The organism is Halolamina salina, from assembly GCF_054653455.1.
Map to the genome: position 1 here is coordinate 128,092 of NZ_BAAIGE010000002.1, position 17,858 is coordinate 145,949.

Annotated in this window: 24 protein-coding genes; 10 read left to right on the forward strand and 14 right to left on the reverse strand. The window is 70.1% G+C overall.

Features of this window, described 5'->3' with window-relative positions; translation table 11 throughout:
• Positions 1 to 120 precede the first annotated feature (120 nt).
• Positions 121 to 975: a transcription initiation factor IIB gene (locus ACYQZ5_RS00995; protein WP_459844826.1), complete on the forward strand. Its 855-nt coding sequence runs from the start codon at positions 121 to 123 to the stop codon at positions 973 to 975.
• Between the two features lie 14 nt (positions 976 to 989).
• Here ACYQZ5_RS00995 and ACYQZ5_RS01000 read toward each other — a convergent pair whose 3' ends face one another.
• From ACYQZ5_RS01000 to ACYQZ5_RS01030, 7 genes are all read right to left on the reverse strand, one after another.
• On the reverse strand, positions 990 to 1,646 hold the full coding sequence (locus ACYQZ5_RS01000; protein WP_459844828.1) for a P-loop NTPase: 657 nt from the start codon (positions 1,644 to 1,646) through the stop codon (positions 990 to 992).
• Positions 1,643 to 2,374, reverse strand: a complete 732-nt coding sequence (locus ACYQZ5_RS01005) for a DUF7857 domain-containing protein (protein WP_459844830.1) — start codon at positions 2,372 to 2,374, stop codon at positions 1,643 to 1,645. The genes ACYQZ5_RS01000 and ACYQZ5_RS01005 overlap by 4 nt, the downstream gene beginning before the upstream one ends.
• A 38-nt stretch (positions 2,375 to 2,412) precedes the next feature.
• Entirely contained in the window at positions 2,413 to 3,237 is an 825-nt protein-coding gene (locus ACYQZ5_RS01010) for a DUF7856 family protein (RefSeq protein ID WP_459844832.1), read from the reverse strand.
• Positions 3,237 to 3,575 (reverse strand): DUF7855 family protein, encoded by a 339-nt coding sequence (locus ACYQZ5_RS01015; RefSeq protein WP_379731410.1) that lies wholly within the window; start codon positions 3,573 to 3,575, stop codon positions 3,237 to 3,239. Before ACYQZ5_RS01015 ends, ACYQZ5_RS01010 begins: the two co-directional genes overlap by 1 nt.
• 26 nt (positions 3,576 to 3,601) lie before the next feature.
• Positions 3,602 to 4,249: a DUF7504 family protein gene (locus tag ACYQZ5_RS01020; protein ID WP_379818361.1), complete on the reverse strand. Its 648-nt coding sequence runs from the start codon at positions 4,247 to 4,249 to the stop codon at positions 3,602 to 3,604.
• Between the two features lie 71 nt (positions 4,250 to 4,320).
• Entirely contained in the window at positions 4,321 to 4,596 is a 276-nt protein-coding gene (locus tag ACYQZ5_RS01025; protein ID WP_379731413.1) for a DUF7854 family protein, read from the reverse strand.
• Between the two features lie 301 nt (positions 4,597 to 4,897).
• A complete protein-coding gene (locus ACYQZ5_RS01030) occupies positions 4,898 to 7,006 on the reverse strand; it encodes a minichromosome maintenance protein MCM (RefSeq protein ID WP_379731414.1) in 2,109 nt (702 codons plus the stop codon).
• A gap of 134 nt (positions 7,007 to 7,140) precedes the next feature.
• Here ACYQZ5_RS01030 and ACYQZ5_RS01035 point away from each other — a divergent pair, with 134 nt between their 5' ends.
• Complete coding sequence (locus ACYQZ5_RS01035) at positions 7,141 to 7,272, forward strand: hypothetical protein (protein ID WP_272913568.1); 132 nt, start codon at positions 7,141 to 7,143, stop codon at positions 7,270 to 7,272.
• A gap of 51 nt (positions 7,273 to 7,323) precedes the next feature.
• Here ACYQZ5_RS01035 and ACYQZ5_RS01040 read toward each other — a convergent pair whose 3' ends face one another.
• Positions 7,324 to 8,721, reverse strand: a complete 1,398-nt coding sequence (locus ACYQZ5_RS01040) for an MATE family efflux transporter (RefSeq protein WP_379731415.1) — start codon at positions 8,719 to 8,721, stop codon at positions 7,324 to 7,326.
• Positions 8,722 to 8,878: 157 nt separating this feature from the next.
• Between ACYQZ5_RS01040 and ACYQZ5_RS01045 the strand changes: the two genes are divergently transcribed.
• The 4 genes from ACYQZ5_RS01045 to ACYQZ5_RS01060 are packed head-to-tail and all read left to right on the forward strand — an operon-like array spanning position 8,879 to position 10,605.
• The gene (locus ACYQZ5_RS01045; protein ID WP_379731416.1) at positions 8,879 to 9,220 is read left to right on the forward strand and encodes a hypothetical protein; all 342 of its coding nucleotides are present in this window, start codon (positions 8,879 to 8,881) and stop codon (positions 9,218 to 9,220) included.
• Between the two features lie 48 nt (positions 9,221 to 9,268).
• Positions 9,269 to 9,745, forward strand: coding sequence for a TRAM domain-containing protein (locus ACYQZ5_RS01050; protein ID WP_379731417.1), 477 nt, complete (start codon positions 9,269 to 9,271; stop codon positions 9,743 to 9,745).
• A 56-nt stretch (positions 9,746 to 9,801) separates the two neighbouring features.
• Positions 9,802 to 10,044, forward strand: a complete 243-nt coding sequence (locus tag ACYQZ5_RS01055; RefSeq protein ID WP_379731418.1) for an amphi-Trp domain-containing protein — start codon at positions 9,802 to 9,804, stop codon at positions 10,042 to 10,044.
• 48 nt (positions 10,045 to 10,092) lie between these two features.
• Positions 10,093 to 10,605, forward strand: a complete 513-nt coding sequence (locus ACYQZ5_RS01060) for a Tfx family DNA-binding protein (RefSeq protein ID WP_459844838.1) — start codon at positions 10,093 to 10,095, stop codon at positions 10,603 to 10,605.
• A gap of 23 nt (positions 10,606 to 10,628) precedes the next feature.
• Here ACYQZ5_RS01060 and ACYQZ5_RS01065 read toward each other — a convergent pair whose 3' ends face one another.
• A complete protein-coding gene (locus ACYQZ5_RS01065; protein WP_459844841.1) occupies positions 10,629 to 11,654 on the reverse strand; it encodes a mannose-1-phosphate guanylyltransferase in 1,026 nt (341 codons plus the stop codon).
• A 63-nt stretch (positions 11,655 to 11,717) separates the two neighbouring features.
• The gene (locus tag ACYQZ5_RS01070) at positions 11,718 to 11,996 is read right to left on the reverse strand and encodes a DUF7091 family protein (protein WP_379732292.1); all 279 of its coding nucleotides are present in this window, start codon (positions 11,994 to 11,996) and stop codon (positions 11,718 to 11,720) included.
• 205 nt (positions 11,997 to 12,201) lie between these two features.
• On the opposite strand from ACYQZ5_RS01070, the gene ACYQZ5_RS01075 reads away from it, so the two are divergent.
• The 3 genes from ACYQZ5_RS01075 to ACYQZ5_RS01085 all read left to right on the forward strand — a co-directional run bounded on the left by ACYQZ5_RS01075 (position 12,202) and on the right by ACYQZ5_RS01085 (position 15,005).
• Positions 12,202 to 13,131: a replication factor A gene (locus ACYQZ5_RS01075; RefSeq protein WP_379732293.1), complete on the forward strand. Its 930-nt coding sequence runs from the start codon at positions 12,202 to 12,204 to the stop codon at positions 13,129 to 13,131.
• A complete protein-coding gene (locus ACYQZ5_RS01080; protein WP_379732294.1) occupies positions 13,132 to 13,734 on the forward strand; it encodes an RPA family protein in 603 nt (200 codons plus the stop codon).
• Positions 13,735 to 13,865: 131 nt separating this feature from the next.
• Positions 13,866 to 15,005: an NAD(P)/FAD-dependent oxidoreductase gene (locus ACYQZ5_RS01085; RefSeq protein ID WP_459844844.1), complete on the forward strand. Its 1,140-nt coding sequence runs from the start codon at positions 13,866 to 13,868 to the stop codon at positions 15,003 to 15,005.
• Position 15,006: 1 nt separating this feature from the next.
• Here the strand turns inward: ACYQZ5_RS01085 and ACYQZ5_RS01090 are convergent, their stop codons facing one another.
• On the reverse strand, positions 15,007 to 15,471 hold the full coding sequence (locus ACYQZ5_RS01090; RefSeq protein WP_379732836.1) for an Hsp20/alpha crystallin family protein: 465 nt from the start codon (positions 15,469 to 15,471) through the stop codon (positions 15,007 to 15,009).
• Positions 15,468 to 15,626, reverse strand: a complete 159-nt coding sequence (locus ACYQZ5_RS01095) for a DUF7559 family protein (RefSeq protein WP_379732838.1) — start codon at positions 15,624 to 15,626, stop codon at positions 15,468 to 15,470. Before ACYQZ5_RS01095 ends, ACYQZ5_RS01090 begins: the two co-directional genes overlap by 4 nt.
• A 119-nt stretch (positions 15,627 to 15,745) precedes the next feature.
• Between ACYQZ5_RS01095 and ACYQZ5_RS01100 the strand changes: the two genes are divergently transcribed.
• Entirely contained in the window at positions 15,746 to 16,102 is a 357-nt protein-coding gene (locus tag ACYQZ5_RS01100) for a DCC1-like thiol-disulfide oxidoreductase family protein (protein WP_379732840.1), read from the forward strand.
• Here the strand turns inward: ACYQZ5_RS01100 and ACYQZ5_RS01105 are convergent.
• Positions 16,097 to 16,435, reverse strand: a complete 339-nt coding sequence (locus ACYQZ5_RS01105; protein ID WP_379818215.1) for a DUF7853 family protein — start codon at positions 16,433 to 16,435, stop codon at positions 16,097 to 16,099. The genes ACYQZ5_RS01100 and ACYQZ5_RS01105 overlap by 6 nt on opposite strands.
• A gap of 37 nt (positions 16,436 to 16,472) precedes the next feature.
• Positions 16,473 to 17,504: a phosphotransferase family protein gene (locus ACYQZ5_RS01110; protein ID WP_379731832.1), complete on the reverse strand. Its 1,032-nt coding sequence runs from the start codon at positions 17,502 to 17,504 to the stop codon at positions 16,473 to 16,475.
• Positions 17,505 to 17,858: the final 354 nt, after the last annotated feature.

The window sequence follows — 17,858 nt, forward strand, 5'->3', positions numbered from 1 at the left end:
TCTCTGAGGTAGAGCGATGAGAGAACGTACCGATAACCGGTACGTTCGACGGACGGGAGCGGGATCGAAACCCCGGGAACCACCCGGGTTTATGTATCCGATCGGGACCGATCTTGGAGTATGAGCACGACGCGTGCTACCGGCTGTCCCGAGTGCGACGGGCGACTGACCGCCGACGGCGACGAGACGGTCTGTGAGGGCTGTGGGCTGGTCGTCTCGACCGACCGGCTCGACCGCGGTCCCGAGTGGCGCAGCTTCGAGGACGACGACCGGAACCCGGCCCGGTGTGGCGCACCGCTGACGCGCTCCCGGCACGACCGCGGGCTCTCGACGGAGATCGGCCGCGACGGCCGCGGGAAGAACCGCAAGTGGTCCCGACTGCGCCGCCAGCATCGCCGGACGCAGATCCGGTCGAAGCGCGAGCGCAATCAGGTGTACGGCTTCACCGAGATCCGCCGGCTGATGGGCGCGCTCGAACTGCCCGACCGTATCCGCGACCAGTCCTGCTCGCTGTTCGAGTCCGCACAGAGCGAGGACCTGCTGCGCGGGCGCTCGATCGAGGGGTTCGCCAGCGCCGCCGTCTACGCGGCCTGTCGGGTCGCGGGCGTCTCGCGAACAACCGACGAGATCCTCGACGCCGCGAAGGCGACCGCCGCGGAACACCGTGCGGCCTACGACGCGATGAACCGCGAGCTCGGGCTGCCCGTCTCGGCGGCCGAGCCCGCGGAGTTCGTCGCGCGCTTCGCCAGCGAACTCGACCTCGGACAGGCTGTCCGCCGTCGCGCCCGCGAACTCGCCGAGGCGGCGGTCGAGTCGGGCCACGCCAACGGCCGCAACCCTGGCGGCGTCGCCGCGGGCGCGCTCTACCTCGCCGCCCGCCGCGAGGGCGAGACGGTCACGCAGGCCGAGGCGGCCGACGTGGCGGACGTGACTGCGGTCACCGTCCGGACGACGTATCAGGCGCTACAGGACTGAGAACCCCGCCTTCCTCACTCGCTTCGCTTGACACGCGCCGCCAGCGACGCGAACGCGGCCGCCGGCTCGCTCCCCGGCGCGGCGTCGACGACCGGCGCTTCGGCCTCGATCGACCGGCCGAGTCGCGGATCGGCCGGCACCGACGTAACGGGCGCACCGAGTGCCGAGCGAACCGTCGGCGTCGGGGGGTCGTCGACGACCCTGTTCAGCACCGCCGCCGACAGCGGCGCGTCGAGTTCGCGGGCCAACTCCCGCGTCCGGAGCGCGTCCGCGAGCGCGAACGGCTCCGGCGCGGCGACCACGACGGCCGCGTCGGCGACGGCCAGCGGCACGCCCACGTCCGCGCGGAGGCCGGCGGGGCAGTCGATCACGACGACCCCGTGGTCGCGTTCGACGGGGTCGAGTGCGTCGCCCAGTTCCGTCACCTCGGCCGCGCGGGCACCCGCCAGCGACCGGCCGCAGGGGAGGACGGTCACGGGGCCGGCCTGCACGGCCTCGCGGGCGTCGGCGCGCCCGGCGAGCACGTCGTGCAGCGTGGGCCCGCAGTCGGCGGGGAGGTTCGCCATCCCGAGGTCGCCGTCGACGACGACGCCATCCAGTGCGCCGGCGAGGTTGTACGCTACCGTCGACTTGCCGACGCCGCCCTTTCCGCTCGCGACGGCGAGGATCACGACAGCCTCCGGAGCGCGTCCGTCGGGGGCGTCGTCGCCGCCGCCCGCGCGGCCAGCGCGTCCGCGGCGCGGGCGAGCGTACGGAGTTCCCGCGCGTCGGCGTCGAGGTCCGCGGCGAGGGACTCGACGCCGGCGAGGCCGCCGTTCGCGTCGAGCAGCGCGGTCGCCTCGACGACCCCGGCGGCGTTCAGCGCCTCGGCGGTCCGAATCCGCGTTCGATAGGGGGACAGGAGCGCCTCGGCTTCGTCCGGGAGCGACGCGCGTCGCGCTGAACGTCCGTCGGTGGTGTCTCGTTCGCCCTCGATCATGTGTGTGGGTAGATCGAGGAGCGACTGGTCCCAGTCCGTTCCGTTTCCACGGTTCTCGCTTTCTTCACCGAGCACTGCCCGGGGCGGCCGGTGGTCGCCGAGTTCCCGGACGGCTGCCTCCGGCGTACTGTCGCCCGGTTTGTCTTCGACGGGGCCGACATCGTCGAGGATCACCGGCGGCGTCGCTGTCGGTGCCGGGGAGGCGTACCCAAGTGCCGCCGTTCCGTCGGCGGGAACGACCGTCGTCACGCCGTCGCGGTCCCAGCCGGCTGCGGGCGTCCCGTGGCGTCGTGGCGGCAGGACGGGACCGTCGAGCCGGCTCCGGAGGCGGACCCGGCGGTCGGTCGCACGCTCGTTCCGGAGGTGGACGCGGACCAGCGTCACCCCTGCGACGGACTCCTGTGTCCAGTCGAGATCCATCTGCGGGCGTGCCCGCCCGCTCGTTCAAAAGCTCGGGGTCAGAGCCGGATCACGGGGGCGTCGAGCGCGTCCGCGGCCGCCGCCGCGCTGTCGAATCGGTCCGTCGCGTCGACGACCGGCGCGCGCGGCTCGGCGAGCCGGATCGCCGCCAACGCGGCCGTCACGTCGTCGCCCTCGACGCCCAGCGGATCCGTCGAGAGCGTCGCCTCGCCCGGGACGGCGTCGGCGGCGGTGTCGAACTCGTCGGCGACCGCCACGGCGAGCGCGTGCCGGGCCTCACGTCGGCGGTTGGCGACGCGGTCCTGCAGCCGGAGCCGCCGCTCGCGGGCGTCGCGGGCCTCGCGTGCCCGGCGCTGTGCGGCCTCGTGGGCCTGTTCGGCGGCGACGCGCTCGGTTTCGGCCTCCGAGAGCCGTCGGGTCGCTTCTTCGAGCGCCGCCTCGGCCTCGGCCGTGTCGGCGCCCGTCTCCCGGCGGCTCTGGAGGCGCCCGCGGGCGGCCGCGACCTCCTCGCGGAGTCGCTCCACCTCCGTCCCGGCATCGGCGAGCCGTCGGCGCGTCGAGGCGGTGTCGACCGTCTCGACCGTGAGATCCCGGAGTTCACGCTCCGCGGCCGCCAGCGCGCGCTCGCTCGGTGGCCGGTGGCCGCGGGCTCGCGCGGCGGCGGTGAGTCGGGCGAGCGGATCGGTCCCGTCGCCGGGAACGGCGAGCCACTCCCACCACCGCGACGGGGTCGGGCAGTCGATCGACAGCGCCGCCCCCTCGCCCCGAACCGCCGCACGGACCGTCGCCGGCGAGTACGGCTCCCCCCGGAGATCGAGCGCGCGCCCGTCGCCGACGACCCGGCCGTCGTCGACGATCCGCATCAGAGCTCCCGGCCCTGCATCGCCGTCGGCTCGGGATGGTCGGTGCCGGCCGCGAACTTCGGGTACGGCGTGCTCGGGTGGTCCCGGCGCTCGTACGCCGCCGCGGCCTCGCGGACCCGTTCCGGGACGGACTCGTACTCGTTCAGCGGCTCGGTGCGCTCGATCTGGACGTCGGCGCCGTGCTTCTCGCGCAAGCGGAGGGCGAGAAACGCCCCGAACTCGGTCTCGGCCAGCAGCGCCGCCCGGCCGAACTGCCGGACTGTGGCCTCCTCGTACCGCCGGCAGACGTTCCGCAGACTCGTCCGTGCCTCGCGGGAGTACGTCGCGACCAGCAGCATTTGGTTGCTGCTGTATTCGGAGAAAATTAAGACTTGCGCGAGCGGATACTCTCGTCGCCGTTCGCGTCGACCTCGACGACGGCGTCCATGAGGCTGGTGACGATCTCGACGGTCTGCTCGTCGTGTGCCTCCGGATCCATGTGGAAGTGGGCGAACGCGTCGGTCTTGGCCATCCGACCGGTGATGATGTGCAGGAACTCGTAGGCGGTCTCGAGCTCGACGTACTGCAGCAGCGCAGTCAGCGAGTCGAAACAGACGACGGTTCGGTTGTCGTTCTCCTCCCAGTCGGCGAGGAACTCGGTGATACGGATGCCCAGCCCGGTCAGGTCGTTCGGGCTGTTCACCGTCTCGACGGGCGCGTTCGTCTCCGGGAGCGACGGACCCCCGGGACCGCTGCTACCTCCTGTCTCGGCGGCGACCGAGCGCGTGGAGTCCTCGACGCTCACGATCCCCATCTCCGCCGGCCGCTCGTCGGTGTGCTCGCGCCACCGCCGGAGCTGCTGGTCCGGGGATTTGGTGTAGGACACCCAGAGGACGTTCGTCTCCGCGGCGTCGCTCGGGTGCAGAAGCTCCGTACAGTGCTGTTCGTCGGTGAACGACGAGGTGAGGAGCAGGGTGCTGTTCGCGCCCGCCAAGCGTTCGTGTACCGTTTCGGCTGTCTGCGTTGCTGTCACGGGCGTGCCTCTCTGCTCAGTAAACACACGGTAGTAACATAGCCTTTTCGACTTCTCAACTATGAGAACAGTCAGAGCGGCTCGATCTCGAACGACGCGTCTTCGGCCCCAGCGAGCTCCCTTACCCGCGCTTTCGCCGTCTCCCCGTCGGGCGCGACGACGACGACCCCGTCTGCGGGCGGCTCGCCGTGGGCTCGGTAGGGTCGGCGCTCGTCGGCCTCGAACTCGGTGGCGTAGCTCTGGAGTACGGACTGGACGCGCCGCTGGGTGGTCGCTAAGTCGGCCTCGCCGTCCTCGAACGCCCGCAACGCCTCCTCGACGTTGCGCAGCGCGGAGATGTGGTCCACGTCGCCCGGTGGTGGCGGCCCCGGCACCATAAGTCCCGTGCGGTCGGCGGTGCGACACAAGCCCGGCGACACGCTCCGAGCGCCGAGCCGAAGCTCGGCGCCGGTCACGAGCCGTCGCAGGAAGGCGTCGCCTTCCTGCCTGCAGTCAGACGCGTCGCGTCTGACGACATCGCCGGACTACGTCCGGCGGGCAGCCGAGAATCTGTGATTCTCGGCGACGTGACTGGTGTTACACAGTCACGGCAACACGCTCCGTCGCCGAGCCACGGAGGGCTCGGCAGGTCACGAGCCGTGACTGGTGTTACGTCGTCCGGAGGTGGCCCTGTACGGGCTCGTACAACTCGCCCTTCTTCCGCAGGCTCTCGATCTCCTTCTCGGCTTTGTCCTCGTCCATGCCGACCTCGCCCGCGCGGTCGAGCACTTCCTCGATCGGCGCGCCCTCGTCGTACTCCTCCTCGATGTCGCCGATCAGCGCCTTCACGCTCTTGATCCGGTCGCGCTGGGACTTGCTCGTCCCCGTCTCGACCACGTCGGCGTCGAACTCGCCGGTCTCGGGGTCGACGCCGATGTCCTCCAGACTGTTCCGGACGATCTCGATCACCTTGTCGGCGTCCTGCTCGTCGACGGTGTCCGAGAGCCGGACCCGCGCGGAGGCCTCCGCCAGCCGCACGAGCGCCTCCAGCTTCCGGGCGGTGACGGGCACGGGGGCGTCCTCGTCGGCGCCCTTCGAACGCAAATCGACGTAGAACTCCTCGATCGCGTCTTTGGCCTCGTCGGACATCGTCGGGTAGACGTTGCGCTTGGCGTAGGCGATGTACTTCCGGAGGAGTTCGGCCTCGATGTCCGGCGCCACCTCCTCGGTGACGTTCTGGACCTGCTCCTCGGTGAACTCCGAGTTGGGGTTCTCCTCGCGCTGTGTGTGGAGTTCCCCGGCGTAGTTGGTCTTCAGGATGTGCTCGGCCAGCCGGCTGTCGTGCTCGGGGTCGGGCTGGTCGGTGACGGTGAAGATCAGGTCGAACCGCGAGATCAGCGCGGGCTCTAAGTCGATCTGCTCGCCGATCGGCTCGTACTGGTCGAACCGGCCGTACTTCGGGTTCGCGGCGCCGAGCAGCGAACACCGGCTCTTGAGCGTGGCGTTGATCCCCGCCTTGGAGACGGAGATCTTCTGCTGTTCGAGCCCCTCGTGCATCGCCGAGCGGTCCCCCGAATCCATCTTGTCAAGCTCGTCGATAGCGGCGATCCCCTTGTCCGCGAGCACGAGCGCGCCGGCTTCGAGCGTCCACTGCTGCCCGTCGCCGAAGTCGTCCCTCACAGCCGCCGCAGTAAGGCCCGCCGCGGACGATCCTTTGCCCGACGTGTAGACGGAGCGGGGGGCGACCTGTTCGACATAGGAGATCATCTGGCTCTTCCCGGTACCGGGGTCCCCTATCAGCAGCAGGTGCAGGTCCCCGCGAATCCGTGAGCCGTCGGGCAGATGCTTCGTCACGCCGGAGAACAGCTGGAGCACCATCGCGAGCTTCTCCTCCTCGTAGCCGTAGATCGCCGGCGCGATGGAGCCGACCATCTTCTCGTAGATGTCGGGGTCGTTGGAGAGTTCGACGATCTCCGCGATGTCCTCGTCGGTAATGTCCATGTCCTCGAACTCCTCGTCCTCGATCTCGATCGTCACCCCGTCCATGTAGAGGTCGAACAGGGCGGTCTTCTCCTGTCCCTGCGTGACCTGCTCGATGTGGAGGACGCCGGTGACGGTGACGTGGTCGCCCGCGGTCACGTTGCCGGTGATGTCGTCCTCCACGTCCACGTCGATGCTCTGGGGCGTCTCGCCGCCGCGCAGTCCCTCGGGACTCTCCTGTACGCGGAGCTTCTGGGAGTCGACGAACTCCGACTGGTCGTGGTTGACCGAGAACGGCCCCTGCCGCTCACAGCCCTGACACTCGTGAGGCTCCTGAAAGCCGCCGTCGCTCTGGGGGATGTAGCTCATCGTGCCGCAGCGCTGGCACTCGAAGGCGGCCTCGGTCACCTTCGGCCGCACGTCGGTCGCCTTGCGGACGATCCCCTGGACGGCGATCATCGAGCCGATGTGGTCGTCCTGTACCCGCAGATTGCGAATGTCGACGGTCTGCTCAGACGGGAGCCCGCGCAGGCGGACGTGGGCCTGCCCGAGGCTCACGTCCGCGGGCAGGTCGTACAGCCGGAGCGCCTCCTCGGCGTACTCCTGCATCTGCTCGGGCTTGGCGAGGTAGTCCTCCGCCAGATCCCGATCGAACGTGAACAGGTCGTTGTAGTCGACGTAGAGCGAGCGGCGCTCGTTGGGGTACTCCTGTGCGAGCCGCCCCACCTCCTCCCGGTAGTAGTTCCGGTAGAACTGGATGAACCGCTCCGTGAGTTCCTGGTTCCCCGTCTGAGCCATCGTACGAGGCCTATTGGCCTCATGGGTTAAGACGTATCGCCTCCACCCTCCCCACTCCGGGACCCGAATTCGCTTTTCAGTGTTTGGGTTCCGGAGAAACGTTTATGCTCCTGCGGTGTGTGGTGACGACTGTCATGGCCATCAGTGCCGAAGACCTGCGTCGGAAGACCGGCTTCGAGCGCGTGCTCTCGTGGTTCGAAACCGAGGACGAGGAGATCGAAGCCGCGACCGCCTACAAGGCGCTCGAAGACGAGTATCTCTACTGATCGCCGTCGCCCGGCTCGACACCGGCGACCAGTCCGGCAGCTTGCCCCTTCTCACCACTCCGATACGTCCGACCCACGCTCCTCCATCATCTCGGCGGCACGGTCCGCCCAGCCCGAGAAGTGGAAGCCGGCGGCGACGACCAGCGCCATCCAGACGTAGGTGGCGCCGATGCCGACGTACGCCCCCAGCGGTCCCCAGCCGAGCACGACGCCGAGCAGGAAGGTGAGTCCGAGTTGGAGGCCGAACACGCCGCTGGTGCGGGCGACGAACGGGATACGCGTCTCGCTTGCGCCCTGCAGTCCGCCGGAGAGCACCGAGAACACGACGAGTGCGGCGCCGCAGATACCGTACACCTGTGCGAACGCGACCGCGTAGCCGACCGTCTCGGCGTTGCTCGTGAACAGCGAGACGAACGTGTCGGCGGCGAACACCAGCGCGACGCCGACGCTGCCGACCGTAAGCAGGCCGAGCGCGGCGACCGCCCAGCCCTCGAAGCGCGCGCCGGCGGCGTCACCCTCGCCCAGCCGCTGGCCGACGACGACGCTAGCGGCGACGTTGTACCCCCGGGAGAGCGGGCCGGTGACCTGTTGGTACATCCGGCGGCCGATCTGGAAGCCGGCGTTGACCGGCTGGCCGAAGCCGAGCAGGATGGCGTTGAACGGGAACTCCGCGGCCGTCGAGGCGAACCCCTCCGCGACCTTCGGGGCGCTGACGACCACGAGCTGCTTGGCGATGATCCAGTCCTCCGGCAGCGCGAAGTCGGCTTCCGACCAGTCGGTCCAGATCGCGAGACAGAGCATCGACGCGGTGAACACGTTCGCGGCCGCGGTCGCAAGCCCGACGCCGACGATCCTGAGCCGCGGGATGCCAAGCGGCGCGAACCCCAGCCCCAACGCGACGCTGCCGAGGATGTTCAGCGCGTTCGCGACGACGTTGACGTACATCGGTGTCCGGGTGTCGCCGGTGCCCTGCAGCGCCCGGGCGGCGATGAGCGCGACGTGGCGAGCGGGCGCGGTCGCGAAGATGATCGCGAGGTACGTCGACCCCAGCGTGACCACGCGGTCGAGGTTCTCGACGTCCTGCCCGGCGCCGAACACGCGGATCGCCGACTCACTCAGGAAGAAGCCGAACAGCACGAACGGGATCCCGAGCAACGCGCCGAGTAAGATTCCCTGCGTGATCGCCTCATCGCGGTTGGCGTCCGCGGCGGCGCCGCTATCCTGCGAGGAGAGCGCGATCGTACCACCGCCGAGACCGAGACCGATCCGAAGGGGGAGCCGCGCGTACAGATCCGCGAGGCCGATCGCCACCACGCTCGCGGGGTTGAACGTCGCGGTGACGACGATGTCGACGGTCCGCATCAGCGTTCGGAACGTCTGCTCGGCCATCACCGGCCACGCCAGCGAGAGGACCCGCTTCCACACCGCACGGACCCGGGGCCAGTCCATGCTTCGAGGCTCTCGCGGGCGGGGTTTGACGCTGACGGAAGCGGTCACTCGGGGAGGGTCGAACTCGGTTTCCGACGCCGCCAGTCGGTGGCGTCGCCCTCAGCTTCCGACGCCGCCAGTCGGTGGCGTTTTGCCCCGTGCCCCACGAACACCGTCCGTGACCGACGAGGACTGGCGCGAGCGGTTGGCCGAGGCGGGTGAGCTCACCCCCGAGGTAGCCGGCGCCATCCTCGACGCCCACGGCGATCGCGGCTCCAGAGCCATCGAGGCGGTGTCGGAGGGGCGGGTGAAGGAGTACCGCGACTTCACCGTCGTCGTCGGCCACGAGGACGAGTACGTGGTCGAGGACGGCGGCTGCACCTGCGCGGACTCGGCGTACAACATCGACGAGGAGGCGGGCGAGCGCTGCTGGCACGCGCTCGCGGTCGACATCGCCGAGCGCGTCGGCGCGGTCGATCACCACGACATGTGGTACTCCGAGGTCCGGGAGTTCATCTGACCTCGGCGAACCGGGAACGTTTAGACCGTCGGCTTTCTACGCTCCTGTATGCCGGACTGTCCGTTAGCCGACGACTGCCCCAGCTTCTCCGAGCGGATCGAGGGCATGGGCTGTCAGCACTACGGCGACAGGGGGGGTGCCGAGTGGTGCAACCATTACGACATGCCCATCGACGATCTCAAAGAGCAGCCCGTGAAGCCGGGGCAGGAGGTCGTCGTCGACGTGACGGACATCCACGAGAGCGGCGCCGGCGTCGGGCGGACCGACGACGGGTTCATCGTCCTCATCGACGGTCTGCTGCCGGAGTGCCGCGCCCGCGTCCGCATCGACCGGGTCAAATCCAGCCACGCGACGGCGAAGAAAGTCATCGAGAAGATGCCCCTCGAGGAGGACGAGGGGACCGACGAGGGCGACGGATCGGACGACGAGGGCGTCGAACCCGACGACGAGGACGGCCGCCCCGACCGCACCGACCGCGAACGGCTCGGCTCCCGGGACAACTTCTGGGGCGGCGACGGCCGCTGAGCCGGCTGTCCGACCGGCAACCAGCATTTAGTTGCTGTGACGGGAACTCCTTCGTGATGCCCGAGGAACAACTCTTCAAGACCGAGGAGGCGCGACCACGTCCGGAGATCGCCGACGTGCTCACGACGGCGGCCGAACAGATCGAGGACGGGACCGTCGTCCTCGGTGGTGGGAGCGAGACGCGGGAGGTCGACGTCCCGGAAACCCCCCGGTTCGAGGTCGAACTCGAACGCCTCACTGACTCCGAGACCGGCGAGCAGCGCTACGAACTCGAGTACGAGATCCGGTGGACGGAGTAATCCGCCACGAACTGTAGCTTTTTCAGCGGGCGGCGCCCACGAACGTTCATGACCGACGGTGACGCCCCGGGCGACGACGCCGACGGCGGCGGGAGCGACGCCCCGACCGCCGCGGAGCTGCTCGGGCAGGCGGGGTTCGACGCCGACGCCAACGTGCTCACCCGCCGACAGGCCGAGGTGCTCGCGCTCCGGGAGCACGGCCTCCGACAGGCTGACATCGCCGACCGGCTCGGCACCTCGCGGGCGAACGTCTCGAGCGTCGAGGCCAGCGCCCGGGAGAACGTCGAGAAGGCCCGGGAGACCGTCTCCTTCGCCGACGCGCTCTCGGCGCCGGTCCGGGTCCGCGTCGAGGACGGGACCGACCTCTACGACGTCCCGGATCTGGTGTACGAGGCCTGCGACGAGGCGGGGGTGAAGGTGGGCTACGCGGCGCCGGAACTGATGAAGATCGTCAGCGACGCCGCCGGCGACGCCATCCACGGGCGGGAGGTGCGCGCCGAACTCCTCGTGGGCGTCACGAGCGACGGGCAGGTGCGCGTGCGCCGGGCGTACGAGGAGTAGTCTTTCTCGCGAGGTTTCGACCGTTAGAACTCCCCCCGTTCGTCGAGCAGCGACACCAGTTCGCGCACTCGCCCGGCCTCGCTTTTCGGCACCACCAGCACGCGGTCGTCGTAGGCCACGACCGCGAGCCCCGAGACGCCGACCAGCGAGACGTGCTTGTCGTCGCTGACGACGACGTTGTCCGCGGCGTCGACGGTCGCGTGGTCGCCGATCGCGACGTTGCCGTCGCCCTCGCGGTCGAGTACGCGGTCGAGCGCGTCCCACGTCCCCAGATCGTCCCACGCGAACGCGGCGTCGACGACGGCGACGTTCTCGGCGCGCTCGAACACCGCGTAGTCCACGGAGACCGGGTCGACGGCCTCGAAGCCGCCCTCGGGGTCGCCGTCTTCGAGCGCCGACACGAGCGGTGCCAGCGTCGACTCCGCCGCGGCGTCGAGGAACCGCTCGGGCGTCCACGCGAACATCCCGCTGTTCCAGCGGTAGCCTGCCGCGACGTACCCCCGGGCGGTCTCGGCGTCGGGCTTCTCGTGGAACTGCTCGACCTCGTGGAACGCGACGCCGTCGGCCGTCCGTGCGGCGCCGGGCTCGACGTAGCCGTAGCCGGTCTCGGGCCGCTCGGGCGTCACGCCGAAGGTGACGAGCCGGTCGGCCGCGGCAGCCACGCGGGCGCCGGCGGTCATCGTCTCCCGGAACGCCCCGTCGTCGCCGACGTAGTGGTCGCTGGGCAGCGCGACGATCACGAGCGGCTCGTCGTCGGTCCCGTACCGCTCCCGGATCCGGTGGGTCGCGTACGTCAGCGCCGGCCCCGTGTCCTTCCCGTCGGGTTCGATCAGCACCTCGGCGTCGGGGACGTGATCGTCGATCTCGTCGGCGAAGCGCGGCCGGGTCGCGATGACGGCCTCGTCGGCGAACCCGGCGCGGTCGACGGTTCGGGCGAGCAGCGACCGCTCGCCGCCGATGGGAAGGAACTGTTTGGGGCGGTCCTCGCGGCTCGCGGGGTAGAGCCGAGAGCCGATCCCGCCCGCGAGGACGAGTGCGACGGTTTTCACAGGTGTCGGTTGCCGGCGAGCGTGTTCAACCCTCGGGGTTCGGCGGGACCGGTCGCGGCGCGGTCACCACGTCTCGACGATCCCCTCCCGCACGTCCTCGGCACAGCCCCGACAGTCGGGGTGGTCGGCGTCGAAACAGGCCGGCCGGCCCTCGGCGTCGATCAGCACCGCGCGCCGGTCGGCGTGACGGCGGCAGACGATCTTCGCCCGTCCGTCGTCGTCGCTCGGCAGGTCGAACTCCGCCGGCGCCTTCCCCTCGTGGTAGGCCTCGCGGGCCTCCTCGAACTGCTCGCCCGCGCGCCGGAGTTTGGTCCGGATGAACCGTTCGAGGCGCTCGTCCATGGCCGGAACTGGGGACCCGCCCCCAAAGAGCCGTCGGCACGCCGGCAGTGCCCCGCCGTTTCCTGTCGACGTGATCGCCCGTAAGTGGCCGATTCGACGACCGAAACGGACGATTCCACTTCCGCCACGGCGGCGGAAGTTTAAATACCATTAGGCACCAAGCCCGGTACGCCTCCCGACGAAACACAGGCGGAGGCAGGCAACCATGAGCGAGTTAGAGAGTCACGCAGCGGAGATCGCCGAACAGTTCTCGGACCACTTGGATATCGAACAGGAGGACGTCGAGGAGCGCCTCGAGACCCTCGTGAACGAGTACCGCGTCCCCCTCGACGAGGCACGTCGCAGCGTCGAGAGCCAGTACCTCGACGAGGCCGACCTCCAGCGGGACGAGCTCGGGAGCGCCGACAGCGAGCTCACCCAACTGGGCGAGATCGACGAGGACGAACAGTGGATCGACCTTCGCGTGAAGGTCGCCGACCTCTGGGAGCCCGGCCACGAGTCCATCGCGCAGGTGGGCCTGCTGGGCGACGAGAGCGGGACGAAGAAGTTCGTCGCGTTCGACACCTCCGACCTCCCCGAACTGGAGGAGGGCAAGAGCTACGCGCTCTCGAACGTCGTCACCGACGAGTACGAGGGCAACTACTCGGTCAAGCTCAACAAGACCACCACGATCACCGAACTCGACGAGGAGATCGAGGTCGGCGACGACGCCGTCACCGTCGAGGGCGCGCTGGTCGACGTGCAGTCCGGCTCGGGACTGATCAAGCGCTGCCCCGAGGACGACTGCACGCGCGTGCTCCAGAACGGCCGGTGTTCGGAGCACGGGCAGGTCGACGGCGAGTTCGACCTCCGGATCAAGGCCGTCCTCGACGACGGCCGGGAGGTCCGCGAGGTCATCTTCGACAAGGAGACGACCGAGGAACTGACCGGGATCGACCTCGAGGAGGCCAAGCAGATGGCCACCGACGCCCTCGACACCACCGTGGTCGTCGAGGAGATGCAGGGCGACCTGCTCGGCCACTACTTCGAGGTGTCCGGCCCCGTATTCGGGCGCTACGTGCTCGTCGACGAGTTCGAGCGCCTCGACACGCCGGCCGATCCCGAGAGCGCGCTGATCAAAGCGAGGTCGATCTAGATGTCCAACGACGCCCCCATGCGCGAAGTCGCCCGCCGCGCCTTCGCCACCGAGTTCAACGACGCCAGCCACACGTTCAAGGAGTCCGACGACGAGCGCGCCCCGGCCTACCAACTGCTCCCGACGGGGGAGAAGGCCAACCGCGTGTTCTTCGTCGGCACCCTGACCGAGAAGGAGGACATCGGCGACGACAACGAGTACTGGCGGGGTCGCATCGTCGACCCGACGGGCACGTTCTTCGTGTACGCCGGCCAGTACCAGCCCGAAGCCGCCTCCACGCTGCGTGACCTCGAACCGCCCGCCTACGTCGCCGTCGTCGGCAAGCCGCGGACGTACGAGACCGACGACGGCACGGTGAACGTCTCGGTTCGCCCCGAGTCGATCACCGTTGTCGACGCCGCGACCCGGGACCGCTGGGTCGTCGAGACCGCCGAACGCACGGTCGAGCGCGTCGCCGCCTTCGACGACGAAGGGAACGAGTACGCCCGGATGGCCGCGGACCGTTACGACGCCGACCCCGACCGCTACCGCGAGGCCGCTGTCGAGGCACTCCGCGGGATGGACGAGGACGAGGCCGACGAGCAGGCCGAACCGACGCCGTAGCTCGGTCCCGGCCGACCCGGACCGATTTTTCGCCGCCCGACCGAGGCGCTAAGTAGCAGCGCGCGGGAGACGACGAGTATGATTGGCTCACGCTCCCGACCGCTCGCCGACCAGCACTGCCGAGGGGGGCGATGCGCGTAGCCGTCGTCGGCGGCGGCGCCGTCGGCGTCACGGCCGCCCACGATCTTGCAGAGGGCGGCGCCGACGTGCGCCTCTACGAGCGCGACTCGGAACTGGGCGACGACCGAACGTCTCCCCGGGATCGGATCGAGGGGAGTTCTCACCGCGCGGCGGGCGTGCTCGCCCCGCGCCCCACGGACGCGATCGGCGCCGAGATCGCCGATCGCGCGATGGACCGCTTCGAGTGGCTGGCCGACCGCGACCACCGTTTCTCGGTCGAGCCGACGCCGCAGGTCACTGTCGTCGGCGAGGACGCCGCGGAGAAACAGTCTGCGCTCCGTGATTCGGTCGCGGCCGCCCGCGAGCACGGCGTCGACGTGGCGTGTCACGACCCCGAGTCGATCGCGGATCGCTTCCCCGAACTCGACCTCTCGGGGGTCGGGCTCGCGGCCGTCACCGAACGCGCGGCGTACGCGACCCCCGGCCCGGGGGCGTACGTCGCTGCCATGGCCGACCGCGCGCGCGAGGCCGGCGTCGACTGCTGGACCGGCGTCGACGCGGACATCTCCCATCGCGGCGACGGCCCCAGAGTCGACGGCGAGCGCTTCGACGCGGTCGTCGTCGCGGCCGGCGGCTGGACCAAGCGCGCGCTGGCGCCGACGGGGATCCAGCTCCCGCTCAAACCCTACCGCGTGCAGGCGCTCGTCTCCCCCGCTGCTTACGACGGCCCGATGGTCCACGACGCCGACGCGGGCGTCTACTTCCGCCCCCACCCCGCGGGGCTGCTCGCGGGCGACGGCACGGTGCCCGAGGAGTGCGACCCGGACCGCTGGGATCCAGCGGGCGATGACTGGTTCGTCGACGGCGCGCTCGACGCGGTCGCGAACCGGACCGAGTTCGACGCCGGTGCGGACGCGGCGTGGGCGGGGCTTGCGACGGCGACGCCCGACGGCGAGCCGCTGCTGGGCGAGGTGGAGTCGGGGCTCTACGTCGCGACGGGGTGGCACGGCCACGGCTTCCTTCGGGCGCCGGCGACGGGCGAGGCGCTGGCCGAACAGGTGCTCGGGGAGCGCGACGCGATCCCGGCGTACGACCCCGGGCGGTTCGACGGGGTTCCCGAGTTCGCCGTCGAAGAAGGGATGTCGCTCTGAGCTACTCGTCGCTCTCGTCTGACTCGTCGCTCTCTTGTTCGTCGTCCTCGCTCGTCTCCGCTTCGGCAAGCGGCACGTCCGTCGAGTCGGCCGCCTTGGGGATGCGGACTTCGAGCGTCCCGTTCTCCGTCAGCGTCGCGTCCGCGCCGTCGGCGTCGACAACGGCGTCCGGCGGGAGGTTCGCGCGCCCGGAGAGCGCCAGCCCGCGGCCGGGGAACCGCGTCTCGAACCCCTCGTGGAACGCCCGGAAGCGGTCGGCCCGCACCTGCACCTCGCCGTCGACGAAGCGTACCTGTACGTCGGTCGGCTCGACGCCCGGCGCGTCGAACACGACGAGGTAGGCGTCCTCGCTCTCCAGCAGGTCGTAGGGGAGCGGCTTGCGCTCCTGGACGCGGCTCACGCCCCGTCCGACCCGCTCCAGCACCGCGTTGACGGCCGAGCCACCGATGTCGCCGAGTTTCGTCATAGCTCGATCTCCTCGAGACAGTCCGTCCCGCCGCAGAGCGGACAGGACAGGTCCGCGACGGAGTGGTCGTCGGCGATGTCGTACGTGTAGTGGTTCTCGAACATGTCCAGCTCGCAGTCGTCGCTCGTGCACTTGACCTCCTTCGTGGCGGGCATCGTACCCCACGATTGGGGCGCCGCGGGCTTAAACGGGGCGGGCACCGGCCGTCCGGAACGGGCGGGGTCGTGGCTCTCACGCCCACAAAGCCGAAACCGCTGCCCGCCGAAGAACGCGTATGGCCAAACCGCGGCTGGTGTACGACGACGACTGTGGGTTCTGTACGTGGTGTGCGGCCGTCGCCCGACGGTTCGGCGAGGTGGAGCCGGTCGGGTTCGCGTCGCTCTCGCCCGATCAGAAGGCTCGGCTCCCCGAAGGCTGGCGGAACTCGGCCCACCTGCTGACCGACGACGCGGTGTACTCCGCCGGCGCCGCGATCCAGGGCGTGTTAGTCCGGACGAGCCTCGTCTTCGTGGCGCTGTTCTGGCTACTGGAGAAGGTCCCGGGGTACGACCGCCTGCGCGAGCGACTCTACCGCTGGGGCGCCGACCACCGTGACTGGTGGGGGAAGATCGTGAGCCGCGACGCGCTATAGCTCGTCGCGGACGTCCGCCAGCACGCTCCGGCAGGTCGCCCGGTCCCGCAGCGGCGCGCCGGCGAGGTACTCCGAGAGCAGTTCCCGGACGAGCAACAGCCCCCCGCGGTCGAGCCGCAGCGGCTCGTCGTCCTCCAGCGCGTCGAGCAGTTCGAGGGCGGCCTCGTCGTCCGTGTCCGTCTCGCGGTCGAGCGGCGCGGGCGAGGAGCCGGCGTCGCCGCTCGGCTCGTCCGCGCGCCGGTCGAGGTAGTCCAGGAGGGCAGCGTGGAGAACCCACTGTTCCTCGTCGCCGAGATCGAGGCGGGCACCGTCGTCGTGTCTCGGGTCGGCCATCGGCCTTGTCGGTCCTGCGTCGTCCAGACGGGTATAGTTACGCATCGGTTCGACGGGGACTTTCGTCTCGGAGCGCGGCGAGTCGCTCCCGGATCGAGGCGGCGAGACGATGGCCGCGCCGTGCGACGGCGTGGTCCGGGTCCTGATCCCCGCGCTGGAGGTGGAGCGACCGGAGGTAGGAGAGGCTGATGCAGAGCACCAGCGCCTCGCGGCGGCGTTCGAACCTCGCGGGCAGCGGCCGGACCGACTCGTACGCCTCGCGGAAGACGCGCTCCGGCACGTCGTGATCGGCGCCAGGACCGAACACCGGGAGCGCGGTCCGGAGGTAGTCCCACTCCGCCGGCGCCGCGAGCGCGTGCTCGAAGTCGATGACTGCTGTGACATTACCGTCGTCGGTAGCCATGTGCTCGCCGTCGCCGCCACTGCCGACAGCGACGTGTACGCGCTCGGCGTCGCTGCCGAGTGCGACGTGCTCCCCGAAGTAGTTCCCGTGACACAGCACCGCGTCGCCGGCCGCGTCGAACAGATCGCGGTTCGCCCGGACCCAGTTGATCACCGCCCGCGCGAGGTCGCCGTAGCCGACGCCGTCGAGGAGTCGCCGGCGGTCGTCGAGCAGCGCGAGCAGGGTGTCGCTCCAGCACGGCTCGCTCTCGATCGGCGGGACGGTCGGATCGTCGACGGCGCTCGCCGGGCGGAGCTTCCCGGTCCACCCGATCTCGCTCGTCTCGGCGTGGAGCGTCGCCAGCCCCCGGCCGAGCGCGCGGATGCGTGCCTCGTCGCGGGTCGGCGGATCGTCCGGTACGGCGTCCATCCAGCGCGCGACGAAGTGGTCGTCGCCGACCGCGAGCAGTTCGGGCACGGGAACGCTCGTGGTTTCGGCGACGTACCGCATCGCCGCCGCCTCGCGGCCGAGTTCGGCTTCCGGATGGGTCTCGACCTTACAGACCGCGCGTTCGCCGCGGTACCGGACCTCGTAGGTGGCGTGCGGGCGGACGCGGTGGAGTTCGCGAACGATCTCGTACTGGTCGGTGTGGGTCGACAGCGCGTCGTAAACGTCGGTTTCGGTCATGGTGAACGTCGCGTGACGGGCGACGGCCGGCCGGGAGAGTGCTGCGGCTCCGGCCGGGAGAAGACGGGTTGGTAATTAGTGATATTGGATAAGTAGTTTCTGTTTCACGGAACGCCTGTGATCCTTGGGTGCTGACTACAGCAACAGCATCTCGATCGTTGGCAACTGAGACTACGACAGCACCAGCACCTCGTTCGTAGACCACTTGTAACTGCAGGGCGCCGAACACGAGGTTCGGCGCAGCGCCGAGTCCCCACCCCTCCCCCCGCGCTCGCCGACCGCTGGCGAGCGCGAGGCGTCCACCGCTACCGCGCCGCTGTCACCGTCGGCGCGAAACCGGAGCGCCCCTTGTGG

Bases quoted from the DNA above. Each gene is read 5' to 3' on its own strand.
- ACYQZ5_RS01085 (WP_459844844.1), top strand. From the start codon at position 13,866: ATGCGCGTAGCCGTCGTCGGCGGCGGCGCCGTCGGCGTCACGGCCGCC.
- ACYQZ5_RS01035 (WP_272913568.1), top strand. From the start codon at position 7,141: ATGGCCATCAGTGCCGAAGACCTGCGTCGGAAGACCGGCTTCGAGCGC.
- ACYQZ5_RS01095 (WP_379732838.1), bottom strand. From the start codon at position 15,626: ATGCCCGCCACGAAGGAGGTCAAGTGCACGAGCGACGACTGCGAGCTG.
- ACYQZ5_RS01055 (WP_379731418.1), top strand. From the start codon at position 9,802: ATGCCCGAGGAACAACTCTTCAAGACCGAGGAGGCGCGACCACGTCCG.
- ACYQZ5_RS01100 (WP_379732840.1), top strand. From the start codon at position 15,746: ATGGCCAAACCGCGGCTGGTGTACGACGACGACTGTGGGTTCTGTACG.
- ACYQZ5_RS01060 (WP_459844838.1), top strand. From the start codon at position 10,093: ATGACCGACGGTGACGCCCCGGGCGACGACGCCGACGGCGGCGGGAGC.
- ACYQZ5_RS00995 (WP_459844826.1), top strand. From the start codon at position 121: ATGAGCACGACGCGTGCTACCGGCTGTCCCGAGTGCGACGGGCGACTG.
- ACYQZ5_RS01005 (WP_459844830.1), bottom strand. From the start codon at position 2,374: ATGGATCTCGACTGGACACAGGAGTCCGTCGCAGGGGTGACGCTGGTC.
- ACYQZ5_RS01080 (WP_379732294.1), top strand. From the start codon at position 13,132: ATGTCCAACGACGCCCCCATGCGCGAAGTCGCCCGCCGCGCCTTCGCC.
- ACYQZ5_RS01050 (WP_379731417.1), top strand. From the start codon at position 9,269: ATGCCGGACTGTCCGTTAGCCGACGACTGCCCCAGCTTCTCCGAGCGG.
- ACYQZ5_RS01040 (WP_379731415.1), bottom strand. From the start codon at position 8,721: ATGGACTGGCCCCGGGTCCGTGCGGTGTGGAAGCGGGTCCTCTCGCTG.
- ACYQZ5_RS01075 (WP_379732293.1), top strand. From the start codon at position 12,202: ATGAGCGAGTTAGAGAGTCACGCAGCGGAGATCGCCGAACAGTTCTCG.
- ACYQZ5_RS01090 (WP_379732836.1), bottom strand. From the start codon at position 15,471: ATGACGAAACTCGGCGACATCGGTGGCTCGGCCGTCAACGCGGTGCTG.
- ACYQZ5_RS01105 (WP_379818215.1), bottom strand. From the start codon at position 16,435: ATGGCCGACCCGAGACACGACGACGGTGCCCGCCTCGATCTCGGCGAC.
- ACYQZ5_RS01070 (WP_379732292.1), bottom strand. From the start codon at position 11,996: ATGGACGAGCGCCTCGAACGGTTCATCCGGACCAAACTCCGGCGCGCG.
- ACYQZ5_RS01030 (WP_379731414.1), bottom strand. From the start codon at position 7,006: ATGGCTCAGACGGGGAACCAGGAACTCACGGAGCGGTTCATCCAGTTC.
- ACYQZ5_RS01010 (WP_459844832.1), bottom strand. From the start codon at position 3,237: ATGCGGATCGTCGACGACGGCCGGGTCGTCGGCGACGGGCGCGCGCTC.
- ACYQZ5_RS01110 (WP_379731832.1), bottom strand. From the start codon at position 17,504: ATGACCGAAACCGACGTTTACGACGCGCTGTCGACCCACACCGACCAG.
- ACYQZ5_RS01015 (WP_379731410.1), bottom strand. From the start codon at position 3,575: ATGCTGCTGGTCGCGACGTACTCCCGCGAGGCACGGACGAGTCTGCGG.